Origin of the sequence: Burkholderia metallica (assembly GCF_001718555.1) — a bacterium.
Lineage (GTDB): Bacteria > Pseudomonadota > Gammaproteobacteria > Burkholderiales > Burkholderiaceae > Burkholderia > Burkholderia metallica.
Genome location: NZ_CP013401.1, coordinates 1,942,573 through 1,967,235 on the forward strand (window position 1 = coordinate 1,942,573; position 24,663 = coordinate 1,967,235).

Consider the following 24,663-nt stretch of genomic DNA (forward strand, 5'->3'; position numbering starts at 1 on the left):
TGTTGATTATGTCAAATATGAAAAATCGACTGCACGAGGGGCTGCTGGCCAAGCGTCCTCGCGTTCAAACCTTGCACCTCTGCACTTGACCTTGATTGAGGCCGGCTGCCGGTCCAGCTCATTCTTCGTCGTCCCGGCGCGGGCCGCGCGCCGGGACCGGTTGCCGCCTGGCGGCTTCCTCCCTGTCAGAACCGGTACGTCGCCCCGACCTGGAAGAAACGACCAAGGTTCGTGTAGAGCGACTGGTCATAGCCAGTGATGTCGGGCACGGCTTGCCACTCGACGTCGAACGGCGGCTTCTTGTCGAAGAGGTTCGTGACGCCGCCGTAAATGGTCCAATGCTTGAAGCCGCGATAGTTGAACATGAGGTTGAACTGGCTGTACGACGCCACCGATCCCGTACCTCCGTCGCCGAATTCCGCGGCCACGGCGTTCGTATATGGCCCCGTGTATTGCCAGGTCAGCGTGGTGGTCAATTGCCGGTAGTCCCAGCTCACGCTCGTATTGCCCTTCCAGCGCGGGTTGCTCGCGCCGAACGGCTGCAGCAGCGCAAGGTTGTTGCCGGCGAAGTCCTGCGGTGCGGTTCCGGGGCTGTGCAGCTTGAAGTGCCACACATAAGTCCAGTCGCCTGCGAGCGTGAACGTGCCGTACTTGGTGCGCAGCGCTTTGCGGAAATTGAGATCGAAGCCATCGGTGTCGAGCGCACCGAGGTTCACGAAATGCTGAACGAGGTAACGCACCGACCCGTCGGCGTTGCGCACGACGCGGGAGGGATCGTTGGCGACGAGCACCGCGTTCGGATCATCGGTGCCGATGACGCCGTCGATGCGGACCTTGTAGAACGCCGCGCCGATATCGGTCATCGCATCGGGTGAAAGCTGGAAGCCGATGTTGTAGTTCTTCGTGTGCTCGGGCTGAAGATTCGGATTGCCCGCGACTTGCTCCGTCGTGAAGTGCTTGGTCGGCACACCGCTCGGATCGTTCGGATCGACGAGGTTCTGGTGAGAGAGATAGACGGCCTGCGAGTTTTCGACGAGGGTCGGCGCGCGGAAGCCGCGACTGTACGATGCATACGTCGTCAGCATTTGCACCGGCTGGAAACGCAGCGCAAAACTCGGCGAAAACGCCCCACCGAAGTCGCTGTAGTGATCGTAGCGGCCCGCCTGCGTGAACGTCAGGTTGCGCAGGATCGGAATGTCGACCTGGTAGAACGCGGCGGCGACGTTGCGCGAACCCTCCACCGTCTGCACGTTCGCGGGTGCGGATACGCCCTGCGACGCGAGCGTCTGCGGGTTGATCGTCGACGATTCGTGACGGAACTCGGTGCCCAGGCCCAGGCCGACTGGGCCCCCGGGCAGCGTGAAGAGATTCGACGTCGAGGCCTTGGCTGTCACGCTGTCGACCTTCGAGATGGCCTGCTGATCGTCGTCCGTGAAAACGCCGTTCAGGCCGTTTGGCGTGGCGGCAGGGTTCGAGAAGTTGTAGGTGCCGTTCGCGAGCATGTTCTCGAGGCCCGCGACGTTGATCCGGTTGCGATACGTCGTATCGACGGTGCTCTGCGAGTGGCCGTAATCGGCCGACCAGTCCCACGCGCCGAATCTGCCCGTGTCGAACGAACCTTTGACGCCCGTGTTCGCCATCCAGAACGTCGATACCGTGTCCGCCCCCACGACGTTGCCCGGGAAGGTCAGGTTGATCGCCGTCGGCACGCCGAACGGGTTATAGGGGTTGCTCACCGGTACGGTGCGCGGCAGCGGCGAAACGGACCCGGTCGAAGGGTTGTAGACGTTCGTCGTGCTCGAGATCGAGGCAGGTCCCTGCAACTGGACGGTTTCATCGCGGCTTACCCAGAAGCCCGCATAGGCCTGCGTGTTGTCGTCGATCTTGAAGGTGGCGCGCACCTTCGCGTTCAGGCGCGTCGTGGACGGAACGAGCGATGTCGACGCGGCCGGATTGTACGTGCAATTGGTCGCGCTCGTCTTGCTGCCCGGCGGGCACGGCGAAAGCGGCACCCTGGAGCCGTCCGCCAGCGACCAGTACGATTGCTGGTTCGGCCCGAGCGGCGCTGCCAGCCCGCCGGGATATTGCGTGAAGTCTTGCGCCGACGTCATGTCGCGATCGCCGAGCGTCGAGCCCGAATCGCGGTAATAGCTGGCGGCCGCGGTGACGTTGAAGCGATCCGAATTCAGGTCGCCGAAGCCGGCCAGTACACTGAAGTTGCCCTGCCCGTCGCCCGGATGCTGCGCCTTGCCGAGTTGGCCGTCGATCTGCAGGCCCTGAAAGTTCTTCTTCGTAATGATGTTGACGACGCCCGCGATCGCGTCCGAGCCGTAGACGGATACCGCGCCGGTCTTGACGATCTCGACGCGCTCCACCATGTTCAACGGGATCGCGTTGACATCGAAGAACGTGTCGGTGAAGTTCACCGACTGCGCATAGTTCGCGACGCGCTGGCCATCGACGAGCACGAGCGTGTATTTCTCGCTGAGCCCGCGCAACGCCATGCCGGCGCCGCCGGGGGCCGAGCTGTTCATCGTCGTCTGGCCCCAGCTGCTTGCGGAATTGGCCGAGGTCGAACGCAGGAAATCGGCAACCGTCGTGTATCCGCTTTGCTGGATTTCCTTCGCGGTGATGACCTGCACTTCGGTGTGACCGACCTTGTCGGATGTACGGATCAGCGAGCCCGTCACTTCGAACTTGTCGAGCTTCTTCACGGTCTGCCCGCCCGCGACGGTGCCCGATGCCGGCGCGGGTGCGGCGGCGGTCGTGCTGCCGGTTTGCTCGGCGGCGACGCTGCCGTCGACAGGCGTTGTCTGCGCGTAAGCGGAGGTACCCAAAGCCGCCGTCAACGCGACTTCAGCCCATACGATGCTGCGTATTGCCGATCCCAAAGCCGTTGGTTTCATAACACCCCTCTGTCGTCGCAAGGCCTCACCTTTTTGTATGCACGGAGATTCGCCGGCCTTTAAATAGCGTTACCCCGCGTTCCTCATTCGTCATCTGGCGATCACAACCATTTCGTCCGCCCGTTTATTTCTTTCAAATTTATTTCTTCCAATTCTGAGTGGAATGAATTTGAAATAAAAGAAATTTCATTCCTATAGAGTTAGGAAACCTAATTACACAGATCGATCTTTTCGCGCATCGAACGGGCGCATACAAGATGCCCCTGAAACATTCGCGCCATGGCGCTTTGTCAATTAGCGCGTACGCGTTGCCAGGAAACGCAGTCGCTCGTTGAAGGGCTGCTTTACGTCTTCACTTTGAAGGTCTTAATGCACGGAATCTTCATTACCGTTCACTACCAAAGTTTTACGTTGGACGCGAACATAGCAGGACATAATCGATGCGTCAAAAAATATTTGATACTACATAACTTTGTTTAGGTGCAATGGACGCACCCGGTTGGTGCCGAATAAAAATCGATATGGTTCATCCGCCGCTACCGTTGTTCTGTCTTCCTTGTGCGGCTGCCTTTTTCACCCGTTCGCGCATGCGCCGCAATGGAGCACACGGCCGGAACTCGTCAGCCCGAATTTTTTTGTTTACCAGAGAGGAGACACGAATCCTTGGCATAGAAACAGTCCGAATACGTGATCTATGAATCCCGTCGTGTCGGCATAGTGTTCCGCGATCAACAGATCGGAGTCCTGATAGCGCAGCCCTTCGAGCACGTGCTTGGCGTCGCGCCCCCGTCATCCCGTCATCCCGTGATCGCACCGCCAACGCCCCGTCGCGACCATCAATCGATCTCCAGATTTTCAGCCGTTTCCACGCGCTGCACGTCGCGCTTCGTCACCGCCGCATGCCGCCCGCGCCGGCCTACGGATACCACCACCCGGAACGCCACTGGCGCGAACACGAGCCCGAACATAGTCGCGGCGAGCACGCCCCCGAACGCACCCGTGCCGATCGACCGCCGGCTTTCCGCACCCGCGCCCGTCGCCAGCACGAGCGGCACGACGCCCAGCAGGAACGCCATCGACGTCATCATGATCGGCCGGAATCGCGCGGCGGCCGCGTCGATCACCGCCTGCCGCAGCGGCACGCCGCTCCCGGCCAGATCGCGCGCGTACTGCACGATCAGGATCGCATTCTTCGCCGCCAGCCCGACCACCGTGATCATCCCGACCTTGAAATACACGTCGTTCGGCATCCCGCGCGCGAGCGCCGCCGCGATCGCGCCGATCATGCCGAGCGGCACGATCGTCAGCACGGACAGCGGGACCGTCCAGCTTTCGTACAGCGCGGCAAGCGCCATGAAAACCGCGAGCACGGACAGCCCGACGAGCAGCGGCGTTTGCCGCGCGGCAACCTGCTCCTCGCGCGCCGCATCGACCCAGTCGAAGCCGATCCCGACCGGCAGTGCGCCGGCGAGCCGCTCCATCTCCGCCATCGCCGCGCCCGAACTCGTGCCGGTCGCCGCGCGGCCGCTGATGTCGAGCGACGGATAACCGTTGTAGCGATTCAGCATCACCGGGCCGACCGTCCAGTGCGGCGCGGCGATGGCCGACAACGGAACCATGTCGCCGGTGCGGTTCGGCACCGTCAGCGCCATCAGTTGCGCATCGGTCGCGCGCGCGGCCGGGTCGGCCTCGATGATCACCCGCCGCATCCGGCCCGATGCCGGAAAATCGTTGATGTAGTTCGAGCCGAACGTGCCACCCAGAAGGCCCGCGATTCGCTCGAACGGCACGCCGAGCGCATACGCCTTCGCACGGTCGACATCGAGTTCGATGCGCGGCGCGTCCGGCAGGTCTTCGAAATGCACGGCGGCGAGCAACGGATCCGCTTTCGCTCGTCCGGACAACTGCTCGCGAGCCGCCTTCAACGCATCGAGCCCGACGCCACCGCGATCCTCGAGCCGGAACGTGAATCCGTCGGAATGCCCGATGCCGCGCACCGACGGCGGCAGCGACGCCTCGACGTCGCCGTCGAGGATCGTGCCGAAACGCCCGTTGAGCCGGTCGCGCAACGCCATCGCGTCGACGTCCCGCCGCGCCCAGTCCTTCAACTCCACGAACGCCATCCCGACGTTCTGCCCGCTGCCCGCGAAACTCCAGCCGATCACGCTCGTCACGTTCGCGATCGCCGGCTCCGCGCGCAGGATCGCCTCGACACGCTCGACGACCGCGAGCGTGCGCGCCTGCGTGGCGCCCGCCGGCAACTGAATCATCACCTGCAGTTGCCCCTGGTCCTCGGTCGGCAGGAAGCCGCCCGGCATCATCCAGTACAGCAGCCCGCATGCGATCACGAGCGCCGCGTAGACCGCCACGACCATGCCGGTGCGGCGCACGGCGAACACGGCGAGACGGCGATAACCGGATTCGACGCGCGCGAAGAACGCACCGAAGCAGTTGGCCAGATGCGTGCCGATGCCACGTCGCCGTGCGTGGCCGATCCCGCCGTCGTGTCGCGCGACCGGCTTCAGCAGGTTCGCGCACAGCGCGGGCGTGAGCGACAGCGCCATGAACGACGACACCAGCATCGATGCGATCATCGCCACCGCGAACTGCCGGTAGATGCCGCCGACGGCGCCCGGAAAAAACGCCATCGGCACGAATACGGCGGTCAGCACCGCGGTCACCCCGACGATCGCACCGCCGATCCGCTTCATTGCGCGGCGCGTGGCGTCGCGCGGCGACACGCCCTCCTCCATCACCCGGTGCACGCTCTCGACGACGACGATCGCATCGTCGACAAGGATGCCGATCGCCAGCACGAGACCGAACATCGTGAACACGTTGATCGACAGTCCGAACGCCCACATCGCGACGAACGCACCCATCAGCGTGACGGGAATCACGACGGTCGGCACCAGCGTGTAACGCAGATCGCGCAGGAACAGCCACATCACGCAAAACACCAGCACGACCGCCTCGACGAGCGTCAGCACGACCTCCCGGATCGCGATCGTCACGAAATGGGCGCCATCGAACGGAATCTCCATCGCCACGCCCGGCGGCAATACCCTCGACAGTTCGGCAAGCCGCGCACGGATCGCGTTCGAGGTTTCGAGCGCGTTGCCGCGCGGGCCGAGCTGGATGCCGACGGTGGCCGCCGGCCGGCCGTTCAGCCGCGAATAGAACGAGTAGTCGTCGCGGCCGATTTCGACCCGCGCGACGTCGGCGACGCGCACCACCGAACCGTCCTGCTTCGACTTCAGCACGATCCGGCCGAACTCCTCCGGCGACGTCAGCTGTCCCTTGACGACGATCGTCGCGGTGAGCTGCTGGCCGCGCTCGAACGGCGCATCGCCGATCGCACCGGCCGTCACCGTCGCGTTCTGCACGCCGATCGCAGCGATCACGTCGTCGGCGCCGAGGTCGTATTCACGCAATTTGTTCGGATCGAGCCAGACCCGCAGCGCCTCGCCGGCGTCCCACAGCTCGGCCGCGCCGACGCCCGGCGCACGCTTCAGTTCGCGCAGCACGTAGCGGTTCAGGTAATCGCCGAGTTGCGCGGAATCGCGCGTGCCGTCGGTCGACGTCAGCGTGACGAGCATCAGGAACGTGTTCGCTGCCTTGAATACGCCGATCCCCTGCTGGACGACCTGCTGCGGCAACCGCGGCTCGACCTGCTTCAGCCGGTTGTTCACGTCGACGAGCGCGATGTCCGGATCGGTGCCGGGCGAAAACGTGACGTCGATCTCGAGATTGCCGTGACCGTCGCTGCTCGTCGCGTAATACAGAAGCCCGTCGGCGCCGTCGAGGCTTTCCTCAATGATGCTACCGACGTCGCCGTCGACCGTCTCGGTCGACGCGCCCGGATACGCGGCCGTGATCACGACCCGCGGCGGCGCAAGCCGCGGATACTGCGCGATCGGAAGCTGCGGAATGGCGAGCACGCCCGCGACGACGATTGCGAGCGCAACGATCCACGCAAAAACGGGACGATCGATGAAGAACGATGGCATCGACATGCGTCAGCGAACCGCCGGCGTTTCGACGCGGGACCGCGAAACGGCATCACCGTCGGCGCCGCCGCACGGCGTGTGGGCGGCCTGGGCGTACTTCGCCCGTTTCACGTCAATCATCGGCTCTCTCTTGTGTGCCGCGCACCGGAGCCAGCATCGACGACGCGAGCAGCGCGCGTGTATACGGATAAGACGGCGCATGCAGCACGTCGAGCGTATCGCCCTCCTCGACCACCCTCCCCGCCTTCATCACCACGACCCGGTGGGCCATTGCACGCATCACCGCGAGATCGTGCGTGATGAACAGGTAGCTCAGCTTGTACTTCTTTTGCAGATTCGTCAGCAGATTCAGCACCTGCTTCTGGATCGACACGTCGAGCGCGCTCGTCGGCTCGTCCAGCACCAGCAGTTCCGGCTCCACCGCCAGCGCGCGCGCGATCGCGATGCGCTGACGCTGGCCGCCGGAAAATTCGTGCGGATAGCGAAGCATCGCTTCGGCCGGCAGGCCGACCTCCTGCAGCAGCGCGGCGACCCGCGCGCGCCGCGCGGCGCCGGCTACCTGCGGCCGGTGCACGGCGAGCCCCTCGCCGACGATCTGCTCGACTGTCATGCGCGGCGACAGCGAGCCGAACGGATCCTGGAACACGACCTGCATCCTGCCGTACAGCGCGCGCCTGCCGCCCGTCGTCCGCAGCGCGTCCAGCGGCATGCCGTCGATTTCGATCGAGCCTGCGGCCGGCCGCTGCAGACCGAGCACCGTCGCCGCCAGCGTCGATTTCCCCGAGCCCGATTCGCCGACGATTCCCAGCGTTTCGCCGCGCCTCAGGTTCAACTTCACATCGTGCACGGCGCGGAACGTCGTCTTGCCGAGCACCGCGCGCCAGCCCTTCGCCGCGACGCGGTAATCGACGGCGAGGTCCTGCACGTCGAGAATCGTCTGCGCGCCGGCCGCGACCGGCTCGACGTCCCGCTGCGGGGCACTGTCGAGCAGCCGGCGCGTATAGGCGTGCCGCGGCGCGGCGAACAGCGCGTCGGTCGTGTTCGTCTCCACGAGCACACCCTGCTCCATCACGGCCACGCGCTGCGCGAAGCGCCGCACGAGATTCAGGTCGTGCGTGATCAGCAGCACGGCCATCCCGCGCGCGGCCGCCTCCTGCTCCTGCAATTCGATCAGCAGATCGACGATCTGCTGGCGCACCGTCACGTCGAGCGCCGTCGTCGGTTCGTCGGCCAGCAACAGCCGCGGCCGGCATGCCAGCGCCATCGCGATCATCGCGCGCTGCCGCTGCCCGCCCGACAACTGATGCGGAAAGCTGTCGATGCGCCGTTCCGGCTCCGGAATCCCGGTGCGCCGCAGCAGCGCGATCCCCCGCTCGCGCGCATCGCCCGGCCGCAGCCCCTCGTGCAGCCGCAGGCTCTCGGCGATCTGCTTTCCGATCGTATACAGCGGATTCAGCGCCGTCATCGGTTCCTGGAACACCATCGCGATGTCGGCGCCGCGAATCCCGCGCATCTGCCGTTCGGTCTTCGCGAGCAAGTCCTCGCCGTCGAACAGCATCCGTCCCGACAGCGTCGCCTGCTGCGCGAGGCGCAGGACCGACAGCGCCGTCACGCTCTTGCCCGACCCCGATTCGCCGACGAGCGCCACGCGCTCGCCGCGGCCGACCGACAGGCTCAGGTCCTGCACGGCCGCCTTCGTACCGAAGCGCGCCGAAAACCCGTCGATCTGAAGCAACGCATTCGCCATCATCGCTCCCCGCCGAATGCCGAGCCGCGCGAGCGCGTGTCGAGCGCGTTGCGCAGCGCGTCGCCCATGAAGGTCAGCAGCAGCAGCGTGATGACGAGCGCCGCGAACGCGGAGATCGAGATCCACCACGCGTCGAGGTAGTTCTTGCCTTCCTGCAGCAGTTCGCCGAGGCTCGGCGTCGGCGGCTGCACGCCGAGGCCGAGGAAGTCGAGGCTCGTCAGCGACAGGATCGCCGCGCTCATCCGGAACGGCAGGAACGTGATTACCGGCGTCAGGCTGTTCGGCAGCACGTGCCGCCACATGATCTGCCAGTTCGACAGCCCCATCGTGCGTGCGGCCTTCACGTAGTCGAGCGCGCGGTTGCGCAGGAACTCCGCGCGCACGTAATCGGACAGCACGAGCCAGCCGAACATCGACAGCAAGATGAACAGCAACCACAGCGAAGGCGTGAAGATCGATGCGAAGATGATCAACAGGTACAGGTCTGGCAACGCACTCCAGATCTCGATCAGGCGCTGCCCGATCAGGTCGGTGCGGCCGCCGTAGAAGCCCTGCAGCGCGCCGGTCAGCACGCCGACCAGCACCCCCGACACGGTCAGCGCGAACGCCATCAGCACCGACAGCCGGAACCCGTACAGCAGTCGCGCGAGCACGTCCCGCCCGAACTGGTCGGTGCCTAGCCAGTTGCTCGCCGACGGCGGCGCCGGATACGGCCGCGATGCGAAATAGTCGATCGTGTCGTAGCGGTAGCGATTCGGCGGATAGATCGCGAAATTGCCGCCTGCCTCGAGCTTCGCGCGAATGTACGGGTCGAGATAGTTGGTCTTCGCCGGAAAGTCGCCGCCGAACTCGGTCTCCGGATAGTCCTTCACAATCGGAAAGTAATAGTGCCCGTCGTAGCGCACGAGCAGCGGCCGATCGTTCGACAGGCCGTCGGCACACAGACTGAGCACGAACAGCGTCGCGAAGATCGCGAGGCTTGCATAGCCGAGCGGCTGCGCACGAAAGCGCTGCCACGTGCGCCGCCACGGCGACGGCGCGCACGCTGGATCAGTGGTCCAGGCGGCTGAACTGGATACGGGGGTCGACGAGGACATAGCAGATATCCGCGATAAGCTTGGTCAGCAGACCGATCAGGGTGAACAGGAACAGCGAGCCGAGCACGACCGGATAGTCGCGGCGGATCACCGAGTCGTACGACAGTTGCCCCATTCCGTCGAGCGAGAACAGCGTCTCGATCAGCAGGTTGCCGTTCAGGAATGCGCCGACGAACGCGGCCGGCAACCCGGTGAGCAGCGGGATCGCCGCATTGCGCAGCACGTGCTTCCACAGCACGTCGCGCTCCGGCGCCCCTTTCGCGCGCGCGGTCAGCACGTATTGCCGGCCGATTTCATCGAGGAACGTGTTCTTCGTCAGGATCGTGACGATCGCGAAATTGCCGATCACCGACGCGGTGACCGGCATCACCATGTGCCACAGATAGTCGAGCATCTTGCCGATCAGCGTCAGGTCGTCGAAGTTGTCCGACGTGAGCCCGCGCATTGGGAATACCTGCCAGAACGTGCCGCCGCCGAACAGCATCAGCAGCAGCACGCCGAGCACAAAGCCCGGCACCGCGTAGCCGGTCAGCACCAGCACGCTCGTTACCGTGTCGAAACGCGAGCCATTGCGCACGGCCTTCGCGATGCCGAGCGGCACCGATACGAGGTACGTGAGGATCACCGTCCACAAGCCCAGTGTGATCGACACCGGCAGCTTCGAGCGGATCACGGCCCATACGCTGCGGTGCGCGAAATAGGACTGCCCGAGGTCGAACGTCGCATAGCTTTTCAGCATCAGCGCGTAGCGTTCGAGCGGCGGCTTGTCGAAGCCGAACTGCTTGCGGATCTGCTCGATCTGCTGCGGATCGACGCCCTGGCTGCCGTGGTAGCCGCCCCCGCCTCCGCCCGCCTCCCCGCCGCGCGCGCTGCCGTGGCGCAACTGCGTGAGCAACTGCTCGACCGGGCCGCCCGGCACGAATTGCGTAACCGCGAACGTGATCGTCACGACGCCGATCAGCGTCGGGACCATCAACAGCAGGCGCCTGAGTATGTATGCCAGCATGGTTGTTCTCCGTCAGGCCGCCGGAGCGGGTTGGACCGCCGGCCGCTTCCCGTACCAGTAGTCGACGATCCAGTCCTCGTACTGATAGGAAGCCGGCACAACCGCCGGATGGCCGAGCGTCGTCTTGTACGCGATCCGCGCGTTCGGCATGTAGTACTGCGGGACCAGTACGTACAGGTTGATCAGCACGCGATCAAGGGCGTGCGTGGCCGTCTCGAGATCGTCGAGCGTATTCGCCGCGAGCGCCGCGCGGATCAGCGCATCGACGGCCTTCGACTTCACGCCCGGATAGTTCTCCGAGCCGGGCTGCGAGGCAGCCGCGCTGCCGAAACGGCGCGTCAGCTCCGCGCCGGGGATCGTCACCGGCGGGTAGATATACGTCGTCATGTCGTACTCGAAATTGTCGAGCCGCTTCTGGTAGAGCGCGCTGTCGATCTCGTGCAGGTACGCATGGATGCCGAGCGTCGCGAGCGCTTGCGTGTACGGCAGGATCAGGCGATCCATGCCGGGCTGGTCGTCGATGATCTCGATCGTCATCGGCGTCCCGTTCGCGTCGCGCAGCGCGCCGTCGCGATAGTGCCAACCGGCCTGCGCGAGCAAGTCGCGCGCTTGCCTGAGGTTCTCGCGCAGCGAGCCCGGCGGCAGCGTCGACGGCTGCTTGACCATCGGCCCGAACACCTCCGGCGGCAGCGTCGAGCGGTACGGTTCGAGCAGCGCGCGCTCCTTCGCGCTCGGCATGCCGGACGCGGCGAACGGGCTCGCGTCCCAGAAGCTGTTGGTGCGGCGGTACTGTCCGTAGAACATCATCCGGCTCATCCAGTCGAAGTCGAACGCCAGCGCGAGCGCATGCCGCACGCGCACGTCCTGGAACATCGGTTTGCGCAGGTTCATCAGAAAGCCCTGCATCTGCGCGGGGCCGTCCGGGAATTCCCCCTTCTTCAGCATGCCGTTGCTGAAATTCTTGCCGACGTACTTGCGCGCCCACTGCGTCGAGCTGTACTCCATCCGCGCGTCGACATCGCCGGCCTTGAACGCCTCGAGCGCCGTGTACTGGTCGAGGTACAGCTTGAACGACACGCGCGCGAAACGGAACATCCCGCGCCGCGACGGCAGATTCGCGGCCCAGTAGTGCGGGTTGCGCACGTACGCGATCTGCTTGTCGTTCCTGCGCTGCTCGATCAGGTACGCGCCGCTCGCGATCGGCGGCTCGTTCGCGATCTGGTCGAACGCCGGCCGCGTACCGTCCGCGCGCTGCCCCCACTTCGGCGAGAACACCGGCAGATCGCCTGCGATCAGCGCGGCGTCGCGCTCCGCGTGCTTGAACTCGAAGCGGATCGTGTGGCTGTCGACGACCACCGCACGCTTGATGATCGAGAATTGCGTGTTGTACAGCGGCGACGCCTGCGGGCTCGTCAGCGTATCGAACGAATACTTGACGTCGGCCGCGGTGATCGCGTCGCCGTTCGAGAAGCGCGCGGCCGTATTGATGTGGAACGTAGCCGACAAACCATCGGGCGCCACCTCGACGTCGTCGGCGATCAACGCGTATTCGGATGCGAGCTCGTCCCAGCTGCGCTGCATCAGCGTGTCGAACATCAGGTTCTTGATGTCCGGCGCGGGCGAGCCACGCACGAGGAACGGGTTCAGCGAGTCGTAGCTCTGTGCCTCGTCGTAGTTTTCGAAGTTGAGCGTGCCGTCATTCGGTGCGTCGGGATCGGCATAATCGAAATGCGTGAAGCCCGGCGGGTATTTCGGCTGGTCATATTGCGCGATGGCCGGCACCGCTCGTGCGGCCCGCGGCATGACCGCGGCGCATGCGATCAGCACCACGCACGCGAACAGTGCGTGCATTCGCCGCCATTTCAACAGTCTCATGTTTAGTCAACCCGGTAGCGTGCCGGCCCGATGCCCGCGCGCGATCAATGCCTGTCGATTCATGCGTTGTCGATACCGGTCGAACCCGGCAGTACCGTCATCGCGCCTGGTTAAAAAAGGCCGCTCCGAATTAGGGGTAGTGGACGTGGAGCGGCCTGTCCAAGCAGTTCGGTTTTGCGCGTGTCGGCGTCAGAACTTGTACGTCGCGCCAACCTGCGCGAAGCGACCGATGTACGAATACACCGACGTGTCGTACCCGCTCTGGCTCAGCGTGCCGTTCGCGAAGATCGGATCGTAAGGCGGCGTGCGGTTGAAGATGTTGTCGATGCCACCGTAGATTGTCCAGTTCTTGAAGCCCGTGTACGTCAGCATCAGGTTGAACTGGCTGTACGAACCGACCTTCGGCGGCTCCGCCAGCAGGTTCTGCGCGTACGGGCCAGTGAACTGCCACGTCAGCGCCGCATCGAACTTGCGATAGTTCCAGTCCAGCGTCGTGTTGCCGCGCCAGCGCGGGAAGCTGCCGCCGAACGGCTGCGTGATCGTGAAGTTGTTGCCCGCGCCGTTGATCGGTGCGCTGCCCGGGAAGCCGATCTTGTAGCTGTTGACGTACGCCCAGTCGCCCGACAGCGTGAGCATGCCCCAGCCCTTGAGCGGCAGACCCTGGCGGAACGTGCCTTCGAAGCCGTTCGTGTCGAGGTAGCCGAGGTTCTGGTACGGAATCACCTTGTACAGCAACTGGCCGGTCGTCGGGTCGGTCACGACCTGCGACGGCTTGCCCTGGCCGATCACGTTGTCGATGCGGATCTTGTACCAGTCGAAGCCGATATCCGTGTAGCGGGCCGGCGAAACCTGGAAGCCGACGTTGAAGTTGCGCGTGCGTTCCGGCGCGAGGTTCGGGTTGCCGACCGTGATCGACGTGTAGTTCTGGCCGGTGGCCGGGTCGACCTGAATGCCGAGCGTCTGCGACTTGCTATCCTCGACGAAGGTCGGCGCACGGAAGCCGCGGTTGTACGACGTATACAACGTGAGCGCCTTGATCGGCTGATAGCGCAGCGCGAAGCGCGGCGAGAACGCACCGCCCACGTCCGTGTAGTGGTCGTAGCGGCCTGCCTGGCTGAACGTCAGGTTCTCCAGGATCGGCACGTTGACCTGGTAATAGACGGCCGCGACGTTGCGCGCGCCGTTCACGGTCTGCAGATCGGGCGAGATCACCGCGCCGCTCAGGTACTCGGAGCCAGGCGTCAGCGTTTCGCTCTGGTGCGTGAACTGCGCGCCGAAGCCGATGCCGACGTCACCGGTCGGCAGGTGGAACAGGTTCGGCGTCGACAGCGTCGCGTCGATCGTGTCGAGCTTCGAGATGCCGAGATTGTTCGCTTCCTGATACAGGCCGTTGAACGCGTTCGGCGTCGCGGCCGGGTTCGCGAAATTCAGCGTGCCGTTCTGGTAGATGTTGTTCAGCGCGTTCACGTTCAGCTGGTTCGTGAACACGTTCGATACCGTGCTCTGCGAATGGCTGACCGACGTCGCCCAGTCCCAGTCGCTGTATGGCAGCGTGAACGAACCCTTGATGCCGGCCGCCGCGCGCCAGTAGTTCGCCCAGGTCTTCTGCGCGACCGTGTTCGGGAACGCGTAGGTCAACGGCGTCGCCGCGCCCGTGGTGTTGTACGGGTTGGTCACCGGCACGACCGTGTTGAACGGCGACAGCAGCTGCGTCTGCGGATTCCAGACGAGCGCCGGATTCTGCGGGTTGCCGATCACGTTGTTCCACAGGCCATCGTTGGTCGTGGTCGTGTTGTAGCTTTCCAGAACGTCCGCGAACGCCGTCGTCGTGTCGTTGATCTTGAAGTCGCCATGCAGCTTCGCGTTCAGGCGTTCGGTCATCGGCAGGATCGACGTGCTTTCCGCCGTGTTGAACGCGCAGATCGTGCCCGGCAGGCCGGCCGACAGCGAGTTCGTCGCGGCCGGGCGGACCGCCCCGCCGAACGGGCAGCCGTTCAACGCCTGCGCACTGCCGTCGGGCATGTTCCAGTAGGACGGCCCGAGCAGCGAAAAGCCGCCCGGCTTGCCCGTGAAGTCCTGGTTGCGGGTCGAATCGCGATCGGCAAGCGTGAACCCGTTCGACTTGTAGTAGCTGAGCGCCGCCGTCACGTTGAAGCGGTCGGCGTTCAGGTCGCCGAAGCCGCCGAGCACGCCGAACTTCGTCGTGCCGTCGCCGTTGCCAGCGTTGATCGCGCTACCGATGCTGCCGTCGAGCTGCAGCCCGCGGAAATTGTGTTTCGTGATGATGTTGACGACGCCGCCGATCGCGTCCGACCCATATTGCGACACCGCGCCCGTCTTCACGATTTCGATGCGCTCGATGTCGTTGAGCGGCAGCGTGTTGAGGTCGAAGAACGAATCGACGCTGTTCGAGAAGAACGCGTACGGCGCCACGCGCTGGCCGTCGACCAGCACGAGCGTGTATTTCTCGGACAGGCCGCGCAGCGCGATGCCGGCCGCGCCGGCCGCGAAGTTGCCCGACTGCCCTTCGCCCCAGCTGTTCGCCGAGTTGGCCGTCGCATTGCGCAGGAAGTCGGTCACCGTCACCGCGCCGCTGGCCTGGATCTCCTTCGGCGTGATCGTCTGCACCTGCTGAAAGCCGGTCTTGTCGGATTGCCGGATCAGCGAGCCCGTCACCTCGAAACGCTTGATCTGCGCGACCTTGCCCTGCCCGTTCGCGGCCGGGGCGGCGGGTACGGCGGGTACGGTATCGTCCGTCACGGCCGCGCCGGGTGCTGCCGCGCCCGTTTCAGCGGGCGTGCTAGTGGTACCGCCCGCCTGCGCGACGATCGCGGCCGGAGGCGCGCCGGTCGCGACCGCATCCGCCACGGCAACGGCGCCAGGCGCCGGCTGGCTCTGTGCGAAGGCCGGCACCGCCAGCGTCGCGGTGAGTGCCAGTTCTGCCCAGACTATTCTTTTGATGGCCAACGCTAGCGCTCTCTGCTTCATCTTGTTTCCTCTCGCTCGTCAGTAAGACCCCACCCGGTGCACGTCCGAATCTTGTGAATTCCGTCGCGCGTCCAGGGCATCCGTGTGCCGGAGCCCGTCATTTCCGCCCTGCCAACCACCGCGATCCGAATGGATCGACCGTGCAGCGCGAACGCCGCATGGCCCTTTTTCGTTATTTGATTTGCAATACTTATTACTTACATTGAGTGCACAGCTTGCTTACCGTTTCCAATAATTCTGGTCCGACGGGCTAGAACAGCCGCGGCGTACCGACCCAGACGATCACCGCCTCTTCGTCGGCCGTGTTCTGCCACGCATGCGGCGTTGTCGACTCGTAGTGCGCGGTGTCGCCCGCACCCAGCATGAACGTGCAATCCTCCAGCGTCAGCACGACCCTGCCGCGCATCACGTAGAGAATCTCCTCCCCGGCATGCGTCGTCACTTCCGACGGCGACTGCCCCGCCGGTATCCTGACGAGAATCGCGTCGAGCTTGCGTCCGTCCACGAGATTCGTCAGCCGGGCAAAGGAACTCGCCGAGTTGGCGAACTGGAAATACTGCAATGCGTCGCCGCGGCACACCGAGCGCGCCTCGGTTGGCGTGTCGATGAAGTACTGCATCGTTACGCCGAGCGCCTTCGCGATTCGGACCAATGACGTGATCGACGGCGTCGCGCGCCCACGCTCGACTTGGGACAGGAACGGCTTCGAGATCCCTGCCGTCGTGGCCGCTTCGTCGAGCGTGAGTTTCAGGCGCTGCCGAAGCGCGCGGATCTTGTTGCCGAGCGAAACTGCAACGAGCACCGATTCATCGGGAGGCAAGACCATGGAAGAACGGACCCTCTCAATCGAAATCGGTTTGATGTCGGCAGCCCTTGCCCGATGCCATGAGGCTGTCGCCGCGGCGCGAAACTCCGCTCTCCTTCGCCGCCGGCCGCATGTCGCATGCGACGCGAAACGGGATTCCCGTGTCACGGCCGCACGATTCATGCTCATTTCATTCGGTTTGCTAATTAACAAGGCTGCTCCCTTATCCTCGTCCAGCCGGACTTCCCTGCCTTCAGTTCGCCGCGATTCCCGCGTCGAGCGCCTGCTTCCCTGCGCCCCTCAGCGCGACGCCACGACCGTCCAGAGCTTCGCCAGATCCCCCGATCCGTCGGCGCCCTTCACCGTCCGCAGCACCTGGACCGCGTGCGCCTTCTGGCCGGCCACGTAGTACGCCTCGCCAAGCCGCAACCGCGCCGCATCGGGATGCTCGAGCCCGCCCTTCGCGATCGCCTGCTCCATCATCGACAGTCCCTGCGCCGCGTGGCCTGCGAACACCAGATTCATGCCGGCGTCGATCGGCGCCACCGGATCTGCAGCGTCCGCGCCCGACTGCGCGCGCTTGTCGGCCAGCGCCCGCAGCCGTTTCTCTCGGTCAGCCTGCGCATCCTTGCCCAGCACGCCGGACGCGAACCCCTGGTCGATCACCTGCCTGCCTTCGGCCGGCGTACCCGCCACCAGCGCGAGCTGCGTCATCTCCATATAGGCGTCGGCCGTCGTCAGCGCGCCCGTCGCCCTGCGCAACCGGTAGATGTCGAGGTCGAGCGACGACAGGTAACCGGGGCTGCCGCGAATCGCCGAGACCATTTCCTCCCAGTACGCGGCGCTCGGGTGATAAGCCACCAGCACGGCGAGCGCGCCGCGATAGGCGCCGGCATCCTTGCTCTTTTGCGCGCAGGTCGCCAGCATCTGCAACTGCCCTTCGTCCGGCGCGTGGCCGGCCTTCACCTGTGCGTCCGTACTGGCCTTCAACTGGCTCACGACCTGGCCGCAATCGTTCGACAGGTAATACGACTGCGTGAGCAGCGTATGCATTTCCGGGTCCGTGCCGCCCGCTTTCAGGTAGCGCTGCGCGACGCGGATCGCCTGCGGATAGTTCTTCTGCTGGAAGTAGATCCCCGCGAGCGCCGCCGTCGTCCGCTGCTCGTCCTCGCCTGACAGGCGCCCCGAGTTCAGGACGGTTTCGTAGGCCTGCGCGGCCACGCCGGTATCGCCAGCCGCCATCGCCGCCGCACCGCGCGTCGCCTCCACCATGTAGGTTTCATACGGCGTGCGATTGGGCACGGCGGCCGCCTGCGCGATCTTGCCAAGCGCGTCGCGATACTTGTGGGCGCGATACAGGTCCTGCGCCGCCGCCAGCGGCTTCGCCACATCGGGCCGCAACGCGTCGGCCGCCCACGCCGGCCGGCCGAGCGCGCAGGCCGCACCGAGCGCCGTCAGCGCCACCATCCGTTTCCATCGTTGCTGGTTCATCGGTTGGCCTGTCCCGTCATTGCATGAACTGCTCGTTGCCGATCAGGCCGATCTTCGTCGCGCCCACGCGCTGCGCGGACGCCAGGACGGCCGCCACGTCCTTGTATGGCGCCAGCTTGTTCGGCCGCAGATGGATCTCCGCCTGCACGGGCTCGTGCGCGACCTGTGTCAGCTTCGCCTCGAGCGCCGCGCGATCCGGCACCGGCGCGCCGTTCCACGTCGTCGTGCCGTCGAAGTCGATGTCGATCTGCACGACTTCCGGCTGTGTCGCGGGCGGCGGCGGGTTGCCCACCGGCAGGTCCATCTTCACCGAATGCATCTGGATCGGGATCGTGATGATCAGCATGATCAGCAGCACCAGCATCACGTCGATCAGCGGCGTGGTGTTGATGTCGACCATCACGTCCGGCTCGCTGCTGCTCCCGCCCGAAGGCACGTTCATTCCCATCGTCTGCTCCTGTCGACCAGAGTTGGCGCTTTAGTGCTTACTCAGATCCCTGCTCCACCATCAATCAGAACCGGCGCGTGTGCCGCTCCCATGCGCCGCTAACCACCCCGCGCCGGCGGTTCCGTGATGAACGACACCTTCGCGATACCCGCCCGCTCGCACATCGTGATGACCCGGCCGATGAACTCGTAGCGCGTGTTCTGGTCGCCCCGCACGTGCACGCTCGGCTGTGGCTGCTGCTGCGACACACCTTTCAGCTTCGCGAGCAACGTTGATGCGTCCACCAATTGCTCACCCCAGAAGAAATCGCCGTCGCGGTTCACCGCGATCTCGACGCTCTTCGGCGTGGTCTGCAGCGGCTGCACGACCTCCTTCGGCAACTGCAGCTGGATCGTGTGCGTGACGACCGGAATCGTGATCAGGAAGATGATCAGCAACACCAGCATCACGTCGACGAGCGGCGTCGTGTTGATGTTCGCGATCACCTCGTCGCTTTCGTCCTGCCCGACGTTCATGCCCATCGCGCGCCTCCGTCAGCCGGTCAGTTCACGAGCGACGCGGCGGACGACGGCACGCGAGCGGGACGCTTGCCGCCGGCCAGCAGCACGGTATGCAACTGGGCGCCGAAGTTGCGGACCCGCTCCATCACCGACTTGTTGCGCCGGACCAGGAAGTTGTAGCCGAGTACGGCCGGCACCGCAACCGCCAGGCCGATCGCCGTCATGATGAGCGCCTCGCCCACCGGGCCCGCGACCTTGTCGATCGACGCCTGGCCCGCGATCCCGATCGCCGTCAGCGCGTGATAGATCCCCCAGACCGTGCCGAACAGCCCGACGAACGGCGCGGTCGAGCCGACCGTCGCGAGGAATGCGAGCCCGTCCTGCATGCGGTTCGACACGTTCGTGATCGAACGCTCGACGGACACGTCGATCCACGTGTTGCGGTCCACGGCTTCGAGCAGCGCCTCGTCGTGATGCTCGCCCGCCTCGATCGCCGTTTCGGCGATGAAGCGGAACGGCGACGCCTCGTCGAGCAGCTTCGCGCCCTCGACCAGCGACGGCGCGCTCCAGAGCTGCGCGTCGGCGAGTTTCGCGCGGCGGTTCGCGCGCAACTGTTCGACGAACTTCGTGATCATGATGTACCAGCTGCCCATCGACATGATCACGAGCAGGATCAGCACGAAGCGCGCGACGAAGTCGCCGTTCTTCCAGAGCGCGCCGAGCCCGTACGGATTCTCGACCGCTTCGGTCGTGGCCGGCGCCGGCGGCGAGGCCGGCTCGGCGGCAGCGGGCGCCTGCGTCGGCGCCGCGGCCTGCGTCGACGCGCCGGATGTCGCCGCGGTTCCGCTCGCTTGCGCGTAAGCGAGTTGCGGTGCAACGAGCCCGTCGATTGCGGCGACGGACATCAACAGGCTTGCCGCCAGCGCGGCCAGAGAACGCTTCGTCATACCCCACTCCAATTCTTTCGTTAAACTTACGATTTAGGTTCAAGCCGGTTTTCACCGGTCCGGCTCCCGCCGGACCGCCCACTGCATCAATTCAGGTTGAACGAGAACGGCACCTGCACCCGTACCGCCTGGCCTTGCGCCACGCATTTGAACCGCTTCACGGTGTTGTAGGCCGCACGATCGAGCACGGGGTCGGCTGACTGGGCCACGCGTTCGTTCGTGATGTTTCCTTCCGCATCCACGACGAACTCGATCGTCACGTCACCCGTGATGTTGTTTTCCTGCGCTTCCTTCGGGTACTGCATCGACGCGCGCATCGAGTCCGAATTCGGGCAGACGACACCCACTTCGTGACTGACCGGCTTGGCCGGCGCGGGCGGTGCGACGACCGGCGCCTGCACGGCCGGCGCGGACGGCACCGGCACCGACTGGTGCATGATGGTCGCCTGCTGCGGGGGTGCCTGCACCGGCACTTCGGGCGGCGGCACGAATGGCGGCGGCGGCGGCGCGAACTTCGGCGGCGGAAGCTTGACGACCGGCATCGGTGGCGGCGGCGGCGGCTTCACCGGCTCGATGATGCGGGTTTCGATCGGATGCTGGATCACCTGCACGACCTTGGTCGCGAGGCCATTGAGCAATGCGTAGATGAGCACTGCATGCAACAGGAGGACGACTGCGATGCCGCCGAAACGGCGCACCGGATTCTGCTGCTTCTTGCCGAATTCCCGCGGACGGCCCAGCGTGGCCAGTCCGCTGTTCGAAGCAACCAGATGCTCTTCGACTTTCATGCCCACTATCCTTCCCCCAAGCGAATCGCCCAGTTTCGCGATGATGGCCGGCTCTGGAACCGGGTCGATTCCGTCTCCGCCTCACCCCGAAATTTCATTTTTAATTCAATTTGCAATCCGAATTGAAAGCATCGATTTCGGATCCCATTTATTCAATTTCAAGGAATCGTTTCAACCGCAACGGGATAGCCGCCCTATCCGGCGTCTATCCCGCACCAGCGTGGTCAGGCAATTGTCAGCTGCGTCGACACAGGCACATTTCTCGTATGACGATTGGATCTTCGTTACACGCTGATGTCAGCCAGGCCGTTCGTCTTGGGTGCAGAAGATAGCAAGGAAAAAATCCGGGCGTCAAACTTTATTTGATACTTGAATACAAAGTTTGGAGGCCTTACTCGAATAACGAGTTAGTAAACTTCGCCAACCATTTTCCATTAATTAAGTAATTTGTTTGTATGGTTGCCGCACTAATTCAGTGCTTATTCAAAATAATCACCAATTTAGTGCCATCACACCGAATCGGTGCACTCCAGAATGAGCAATGCCGGATGCGCTTCATTGTCCGATGCGTGGATGGAAGCCGATTGATCGCTTTCATGCAGGCGGGTCCTGTTCAGGCGATATTCGTAGTGTCGATCTTCGTTACTTTTAATAGGAATGCAAATCAAAATATGGAAACCTTCTCCAACGATCCAATTCTCACAATGATCTGCATAACGAATGTATCTTCCGGCGACGGATAAAGCCGGGGCCACGGGAATTCGTTGCCCGCCCTTCTGCACGCACGGGCGTCCCCACCTCACCGAGCCCGGTGGGAAAATGCCCGCGCATGCTTCATCGACACACGACCCGCATCGCTCAGGACAGCATCATCCCCTGCATCCGGTGCGAGAAATGCGCGCGCTCGGCCGTCTCCATCAGCATCAGGAATTCGTCCTGCATCATGTGAATCAGCGCTTGATGATCTCCGGCCTCGAAATACACTTCCGGCTGCTGCGCGAGGCGCTCCTCGAGAAAAGTCTTCATCCCGTACGCCATGCAGACCGGCGGCAACGCGCCCATGTCGCAATCCTTGAACAGTTCGCGCAGCTCGACCTCCCGGGCGAGCACGAGATGGCGCCCCGTCTTCACCCAGAGATCCGACAGGCGCACGGCATACGTGCTCGGCAATACGGCGGCAACGTAGCCTTCGCCGTCTTCGAGGAGCACGGTTTTCGCGAGCCGATCGCCGGGAATGTGCGCGGCGGCGGCCGTCTCCATGCTCGTATGACTATAGGGGTGGTACACCACTTCGTACCGCGATGACTTCTGGCGCAGGCAATCCTGCAGGGTGGCTGACACTGGCATGGCACACCTCGTCTGGGCGAATCGGGCGAACGGAGTTCGCTCCGGATTCGTTCAGCATAGGTCGCATTTCCGGCCAATGGAAACGCCCTCGCGAGGCGGCCGGTGTCGCCCCCTTTCTGTCCAGTCGAATGGCCATCGCCGCCGCAGAAATCCGGATCCGGAACGCACGTGGCAGCCCCTTTTTCTATAGACCGATCGAAGCAATGGGTTCACCGGCGCGAATGCGCGGATCAATGCGACGACGTTGAAGCACTAGACCGTTAGTTGCATTTTCCCGATAGGAACCGGCGAAACCAGGCCATGCATTTTCGATCCGCGGCAACACTCGGCGGCCCGTCGGCGTGCCACGCAAACCGCGCTGCCAACGGCCACCGGGTGACCTATACTGAGCCGGCCGCCTGCCATTCGGCGGCCGCAACCGACGCCTGGAGCCACCATGCATTACCAGTTGATCTACGAACTCGTCGACGACTACCTGACCCGTCGCGAACCGTTTCGCGCCCAGCATCTCGCACTGGCACAGGCCGCGACGGAGCGCGGCGAACTCGTGCTCGCGGGTGCGCTGTCGGACCCCGCCGACCAGGCCGTGCTCGTGTTCGAAGGCGATTCGCCGGAGGCCGCCGAATCGTTCGCGCGTGCCGATCCGTACGTCCAGAACGGCCTCGTGAAATCATGGCGCGTGCGGCCGTGGCGCGTCGTGATCGGCAAGCACGCACCGCGCTAGCGGCCCGACTCGCCGCTCGCCCGCTTGCCGCGGACGGCGGCTATAGCCACCCTGCCCGCTTGAAGCGCCACCACAGCCCGAGATCGGCCGCGAGCATCACGGCGATGCAGCCGTAGAAACCGTATTTCAGGTGCAGCTCGGGCATGTTCGCGAAGTTCATCCCATAGATGCCGGCGATCATCGTCGGAATCGCGAACAACGCGGCAAACGAGCCGAGCCGCTTGGTCACCTCGTTCTCGGCGAGCGAGATCATCCCGAGGTTGACCTGGATCGCCGTCACGACCATCTCGCGCCGCCCTTCGATCGTCTTCACGATCCGCTGCAGATGGTCGTACACGTCGCGGAAGTAATGCTCCATCCCGCTGCATATCTGCGGGATGCGTCCGCCGGTGAGCTTCGCGAGCGGCTCGATCAGCGGCGCCGTATGCTGGTACAGCAGCACGAGCCGGCGCTTCAGCGAATAGAGATCCTCGATGATCACGCGCGACGACGCGGGCGTGGCCTTCGCGAAGATGCGATCCTCGAGCTCCTCGAGCTCGGTGCCGAGCGTTTCGAGAATCGGGAAATAGCGGTCGACGACCTGGTCCATCAGCGCGTAGAACACGAACGCCGAACCTTCCTGCAACAGATGGGGCTCGCGCTCGCAGCGCTTGCGCACTTCGCGGAAATCCTGCTCGGTATGGTTGCGGATCGACAGCACGTAGTTCGGGCCGACGAACACGTTCAGCTCGCCCACCTTGAATTCGCCGTCGTCGTCGAGCTCGACCGTATGCAGCACCGCGAACAGCGAATCGCCGTACTCCTCGATCTTCGGCCGCTGGTGCCCCTTGCGGGCATCTTCGAGCGCCAGCTCGTGCAGCCCGAACTCCTCGCCCATCAGGTCGATTTCCTCGGGTGTCGGATCCTTCAGCGCGACCCACACGAAGCATTCGGGCTTCGACACGTACTCGCTGATGGCGTCGATTTCGATGTCGGCCAGCTTGCGGCCGTCCTGGTATGCAGCACAGTTGATCAGCATGTTGTCAGTGACTTGACGTTGCGGTTTTCGCATCAGTTTACCGGTTTGCTGCGCAGGCGGCCCGGCTTGCGTGGCACGGCGATATTGGTCATGATCGGGCTGCGTGCGCCGCAGCATGCGCACGGGCACTTCGGTACACACGCCGCACGGCCGTGCGGCCCAACCGTCAAGGAGACAGACCCATGTGGTATTTCTCGTGGATACTCGGCATCGGCGTGGCGCTCGGCTTCGGCATCATCAACGCGATGTGGCTGGAAGCGGAAGTCTTCTCGCGCGGCGACAAGCGCAACGGCGCGTCGACCCCGCGGCCGGGAGGCAAGGTTTCGTGACGCACCTGGTGTTCTTCTGCGGTCACGCCGGCACCGGCAAGACCACCCTCGCGAAGCGGCTCATCGGGCCGCTGATGCGCGCGACCGGCGAAGCCTTCTGCCTGCTCGACAAGGACACGCTGTACGGCCGCTACAGCTCGGCCGCGATGGGCGCGCTCACCGAGGATCCGAACGACCGCGACAGCGCGCTCTACCTGAAGCACCTGCGCGATCCGGAATACCAGGGCCTGCTCGACACGGCCCGTGAAAATCTCGCGCTCGGCATCGGCGCGCTCGTCGTCGGCCCGCTGTCGCGCGAAGTGCGCGATCGCCGCATTCTCGACCGCGCGTGGCTTGGCATCGCGCCCGACGTCACACTGACGGTCGTCTGGGTCCATACGTCGGAAGACGTCGCGCACCAGCGCATCGTCGCGCGCGGCAACCCGAACGATGCATACAAGCTCACGCACTGGGACGAATACCGGCAGCGCCGCTTCGTGCCGACCGGCCACGAATGCGAAGGCATCGTGATGTTCGACAACACCGCGCCCTCCGACGCCGACATCGATGCGCTGCTGTACCGCATCGCGCCCCCTCCTCCTCCGCCTGCGACGATGCTCGTCCCGCCGCTGCCGGCCTGACCGCCCCCGCTTCTCCG

At 64.5% G+C, this 24,663-nt stretch carries 19 protein-coding genes; 3 read left to right on the forward strand and 16 right to left on the reverse strand.

All coding sequences use genetic code 11. The annotated features are described in order from the left end of the window. Positions 1–185 precede the first annotated feature (185 nt). From WJ16_RS08710 to WJ16_RS08775, 15 genes are all read right to left on the reverse strand, one after another. On the reverse strand, positions 186–2,906 hold the full coding sequence (locus tag WJ16_RS08710) for a TonB-dependent receptor plug domain-containing protein (protein WP_069256720.1): 2,721 nt from the start codon (positions 2,904–2,906) through the stop codon (positions 186–188). Between the two features lie 639 nt (positions 2,907–3,545). Next, positions 3,546–3,674, reverse strand: coding sequence for a Tn3 family transposase (locus WJ16_RS34755; RefSeq protein ID WP_076605902.1), 129 nt, complete (start codon positions 3,672–3,674; stop codon positions 3,546–3,548). Positions 3,675–3,742: 68 nt separating this feature from the next. Then, positions 3,743–6,916 (reverse strand): multidrug efflux RND transporter permease subunit, encoded by a 3,174-nt coding sequence (locus WJ16_RS08715; protein ID WP_069258013.1) that lies wholly within the window; start codon positions 6,914–6,916, stop codon positions 3,743–3,745. A gap of 112 nt (positions 6,917–7,028) precedes the next feature. After that, a complete protein-coding gene (locus WJ16_RS08720; RefSeq protein WP_069256721.1) occupies positions 7,029–8,663 on the reverse strand; it encodes an ABC transporter ATP-binding protein in 1,635 nt (544 codons plus the stop codon). Then, positions 8,663–9,760, reverse strand: a complete 1,098-nt coding sequence (locus tag WJ16_RS08725; protein WP_069256722.1) for an ABC transporter permease — start codon at positions 9,758–9,760, stop codon at positions 8,663–8,665. The genes WJ16_RS08720 and WJ16_RS08725 overlap by 1 nt, the downstream gene beginning before the upstream one ends. Continuing rightward, positions 9,714–10,766 carry a microcin C ABC transporter permease YejB gene (locus tag WJ16_RS08730; protein ID WP_069256723.1) on the reverse strand — a complete coding sequence of 351 codons (1,053 nt, stop codon included), beginning with the start codon at positions 10,764–10,766 and terminating at the stop codon, positions 9,714–9,716. The genes WJ16_RS08725 and WJ16_RS08730 overlap by 47 nt, the downstream gene beginning before the upstream one ends. A 12-nt stretch (positions 10,767–10,778) precedes the next feature. Further along, on the reverse strand, positions 10,779–12,641 hold the full coding sequence (locus WJ16_RS08735) for an extracellular solute-binding protein (RefSeq protein ID WP_069256724.1): 1,863 nt from the start codon (positions 12,639–12,641) through the stop codon (positions 10,779–10,781). A 189-nt stretch (positions 12,642–12,830) separates the two neighbouring features. Continuing rightward, a complete protein-coding gene (locus WJ16_RS08740) occupies positions 12,831–15,629 on the reverse strand; it encodes a TonB-dependent receptor (RefSeq protein ID WP_069256725.1) in 2,799 nt (932 codons plus the stop codon). A gap of 250 nt (positions 15,630–15,879) precedes the next feature. Continuing rightward, entirely contained in the window at positions 15,880–16,455 is a 576-nt protein-coding gene (locus tag WJ16_RS08745; RefSeq protein WP_069256726.1) for a helix-turn-helix domain-containing protein, read from the reverse strand. Positions 16,456–16,734: 279 nt separating this feature from the next. Then, positions 16,735–17,925, reverse strand: coding sequence for a tetratricopeptide repeat protein (locus WJ16_RS08750; protein WP_069256727.1), 1,191 nt, complete (start codon positions 17,923–17,925; stop codon positions 16,735–16,737). 16 nt (positions 17,926–17,941) lie between these two features. Continuing rightward, positions 17,942–18,373 carry an ExbD/TolR family protein gene (locus WJ16_RS08755; RefSeq protein WP_069256728.1) on the reverse strand — a complete coding sequence of 144 codons (432 nt, stop codon included), beginning with the start codon at positions 18,371–18,373 and terminating at the stop codon, positions 17,942–17,944. A 98-nt stretch (positions 18,374–18,471) separates the two neighbouring features. Beyond that, entirely contained in the window at positions 18,472–18,894 is a 423-nt protein-coding gene (locus tag WJ16_RS08760) for an ExbD/TolR family protein (protein ID WP_011549764.1), read from the reverse strand. Between the two features lie 20 nt (positions 18,895–18,914). Beyond that, entirely contained in the window at positions 18,915–19,820 is a 906-nt protein-coding gene (locus tag WJ16_RS08765; RefSeq protein WP_069256729.1) for a MotA/TolQ/ExbB proton channel family protein, read from the reverse strand. 86 nt (positions 19,821–19,906) lie between these two features. Then, positions 19,907–20,608, reverse strand: coding sequence for an energy transducer TonB (locus WJ16_RS08770; RefSeq protein ID WP_069256730.1), 702 nt, complete (start codon positions 20,606–20,608; stop codon positions 19,907–19,909). Positions 20,609–21,466: 858 nt separating this feature from the next. Beyond that, positions 21,467–21,955, reverse strand: a complete 489-nt coding sequence (locus tag WJ16_RS08775) for an aminoacyl-tRNA deacylase (RefSeq protein WP_069256731.1) — start codon at positions 21,953–21,955, stop codon at positions 21,467–21,469. A gap of 436 nt (positions 21,956–22,391) precedes the next feature. Here WJ16_RS08775 and WJ16_RS08780 point away from each other — a divergent pair, with 436 nt between their 5' ends. After that, entirely contained in the window at positions 22,392–22,679 is a 288-nt protein-coding gene (locus WJ16_RS08780) for a YciI-like protein (RefSeq protein ID WP_069256732.1), read from the forward strand. A gap of 40 nt (positions 22,680–22,719) precedes the next feature. Here WJ16_RS08780 and corA read toward each other — a convergent pair whose 3' ends face one another. After that, positions 22,720–23,697 carry a magnesium/cobalt transporter CorA gene (gene corA / locus WJ16_RS08785; RefSeq protein ID WP_069256733.1) on the reverse strand — a complete coding sequence of 326 codons (978 nt, stop codon included), beginning with the start codon at positions 23,695–23,697 and terminating at the stop codon, positions 22,720–22,722. Between the two features lie 182 nt (positions 23,698–23,879). On the opposite strand from corA, the gene cydX reads away from it, so the two are divergent. Beyond that, positions 23,880–24,026 carry a cytochrome bd-I oxidase subunit CydX gene (cydX, locus tag WJ16_RS08790; RefSeq protein ID WP_069256734.1) on the forward strand — a complete coding sequence of 49 codons (147 nt, stop codon included), beginning with the start codon at positions 23,880–23,882 and terminating at the stop codon, positions 24,024–24,026. Then, a complete protein-coding gene (locus WJ16_RS08795; RefSeq protein ID WP_069256735.1) occupies positions 24,023–24,646 on the forward strand; it encodes a P-loop nucleotide/nucleoside kinase family protein in 624 nt (207 codons plus the stop codon). Before cydX ends, WJ16_RS08795 begins: the two co-directional genes overlap by 4 nt. The last annotated feature ends 17 nt before the right edge of the window (positions 24,647–24,663 follow it).